Raw genomic sequence first — 3044 nt, 5'->3', positions numbered from 1 at the left:
ATGTTCTTTGAAAACTAGATATCGACATCCAAACAATATGCAAGGCAGATAGATTTATCTAATCTGCGCCAAGCAAGAATCTTTGATGTGTAAACATCATATAAGGTTAAGCTAGAAAGGGCGCACGGTGGATGCCTTGGCACTAGGAGCCGAAGAAGGACGGGACGAACACCGATATGCCTCGGGGAGCTGTAAGTAAGCATTGATCCGGGGATTTCCGAATGGGGGAACCCACCATCCGTAATGGGATGGTATCCATATCTGAATACATAGGGTATGAGAAGGCAGACCCGGGGAACTGAAACATCTAAGTACCCGGAGGAAGAGAAAGCAAATGCGATTTCCTGAGTAGCGGCGAGCGAAACGGAATCAGCCCAAACCAGAGAGCTTGCTCTCTGGGGTTGTAGGACACTCTATACGGAGTTACAAAGGAACGAAGTAGGTGAAGTGGTCTGGAAAGGCCAGCCGAAGAAGGTAACAGCCCTGTAGCTGAAACTTCGTTCCCTCCTGAGTGGATCCTGAGTACGGCGGGACACGTGAAACCCCGTCGGAATCCGGGAGGACCATCTCCCAAGGCTAAATACTCCCTAGTGACCGATAGTGAACCAGTACCGTGAGGGAAAGGTGAAAAGCACCCCGGAAGGGGAGTGAAACAGATCCTGAAACCGTGTGCCTACAAGTAGTCGGAGCCCATTAACGGGTGACGGCGTGCCTTTTGTAGAATGAACCGGCGAGTTACGATCCCGTGCAAGGTTAAGTTGATAAGACGGAGCCGCAGCGAAAGCGAGTCTGAATAGGGCGACATAGTACGTGGTCGTAGACCCGAAACCGTGTGATCTACCCATGTCCAGGGTGAAGTTCAGGTAACACTGAATGGAGGCCCGAACCCACGCACGTTGAAAAGTGCGGGGATGAGGTGTGGGTAGGGGTGAAATGCCAATCGAACACGGAGATAGCTGGTTCTCCCCGAAATAGCTTTAGGGCTAGCCTCGCGGCAAGATTCCTGGAGGTAGAGCACTGATTGGACTAGGGGCCCCCACAGGGTTACCGAATTCAGTCAAACTCCGAATGCCAGAGAATTATCCGCGGGAGTCAGACTGCGAGTGATAAGATCCGTAGTCAAAAGGGAAACAGCCCAGACCATCAGCTAAGGTCCCAAAGTATACGTTAAGTGGCAAAGGATGTGGAGTTGCCCAGACAACCAGGATGTTGGCTTAGAAGCAGCCACCATTTAAAGAGTGCGTAATAGCTCACTGGTCGAGTGACTCTGCGCCGAAAATGTAACGGGGCTAAACGTATCACCGAAGCTATGGCTTGTACCGTATGGTACAGGGGTAGGGGAGCGTTCGAAGTGCAGCGAAGTCAGACCGGAAGGACTGGTGGAGCGCTTTGAAGTGAGAATGCCGGTATGAGTAGCGAAAGACAAGTGAGAATCTTGTCCATCGAAAGCCTAAGGTTTCCTGAGGAAGGCTCGTCCGCTCAGGGTTAGTCGGGGCCTAAGCCGAGGCTGAAAAGCGTAGGCGATGGATAACAGGTTGATATTCCTGTACCACCTCCTTTCCGTTTGAACAATGGGGGGACGCAGTAAGGTAGGGTGAGCGCACTGATGGAATAGTGCGTCTAAGCAGTTAGGCTGTTGGGTAGGCAAATCCGCCCAACGTGAAGGCTGAGCTGTGATGGCGAGGGAAATTTTAGTACCGAAGTCCCTGATCCTACACTGCCAAGAAAAGCCTCTAGTGAGGAAAGAGGTGCCCGTACCGCAAACCGACACAGGTAGGCGAGGAGAGAATCCTAAGATGATCGGGAGAACTCTCGTTAAGGAACTCGGCAAAATGACCCCGTAACTTCGGGAGAAGGGGTGCTCTGATAGGGTTTATCGCCCGAGAGAGCCGCAGTGAATAGATCCAAGCGACTGTTTAGCAAAAACACAGGTCTCTGCGAAACCGCAAGGTGAAGTATAGGGGCTGACACCTGCCCGGTGCTGGAAGGTTAAGAGGAGGGGTTATCCTTTGGGAGAAGCTCTGAATTGAAGCCCCAGTAAACGGCGGCCGTAACTATAACGGTCCTAAGGTAGCGAAATTCCTTGTCGGGTAAGTTCCGACCCGCACGAAAGGTGTAACGACTTGGATACTGTCTCAACGAGAGACCCGGTGAAATTATAGTACCTGTGAAGATGCAGGTTACCCGCGACAGGACGGAAAGACCCCATGGAGCTTTACTGCAACTTGATATTGGATTTTGGTACAGCTTGTACAGGATAGGTAGGAGCCTGAGAAGCCGGAGCGCCAGCTTCGGTGGAGGCGTCGGTGGGATACTACCCTGGCTGTATTGAAATTCTAACCTTGGACCGTAATCCGGTTCGGAGACAGTGTCAGGTGGGCAGTTTGACTGGGGCGGTCGCCTCCTAAACAGTAACGGAGGCGCCCAAAGGTTCCCTCAGAATGGTTGGAAATCATTCGCAGAGTGTAAAGGCACAAGGGAGCTTGACTGCGAGACCTACAAGTCGAGCAGGGACGAAAGTCGGGCTTAGTGATCCGGTGGTTCCGCATGGAAGGGCCATCGCTCAACGGATAAAAGCTACCCTGGGGATAACAGGCTTATCTCCCCCAAGAGTCCACATCGACGGGGAGGTTTGGCACCTCGATGTCGGCTCATCGCATCCTGGGGCTGAAGTAGGTCCCAAGGGTTGGGCTGTTCGCCCATTAAAGCGGTACGCGAGCTGGGTTCAGAACGTCGTGAGACAGTTCGGTCCCTATCCGTCGCGGGCGCAGGAAATTTGAGAGGAGCTGTCCTTAGTACGAGAGGACCGGGATGGACACACCGCTGGTGTACCAGTTGTTCCGCCAGGGGCATAGCTGGGTAGCTACGTGTGGACGGGATAAGTGCTGAAAGCATCTAAGCATGAAGCCCCCCTCAAGATGAGATTTCCCATCACGCAAGTGAGTAAGACCCCTTAGAGATGATGAGGTTGATAGGTCTGGTGTGGAAGCGTGGTGACACGTGGAGCTGACAGATACTAATCGGTCGAGGGCTTATCCTTAAAA

The 3044-nt window shown here is 52.6% G+C and carries 1 rRNA gene; it reads left to right on the top strand.

From position 1 onward, the window contains the following. The first annotated feature begins 104 nt into the window (after window positions 1-104). Window positions 105-3040: ribosomal RNA gene (locus I5J82_RS20145) — 23S ribosomal RNA — on the top strand. The last annotated feature ends 4 nt before the right edge of the window (window positions 3041-3044 follow it).

It is taken from the genome of Fictibacillus halophilus, from assembly GCF_016401385.1.
Lineage (GTDB): Bacteria > Bacillota > Bacilli > Bacillales > Fictibacillaceae > Fictibacillus > Fictibacillus halophilus.
The sequence above is the reverse complement of the archived record's forward strand: the minus strand, read 5'-3'. Positions and strand labels throughout refer to the sequence as shown.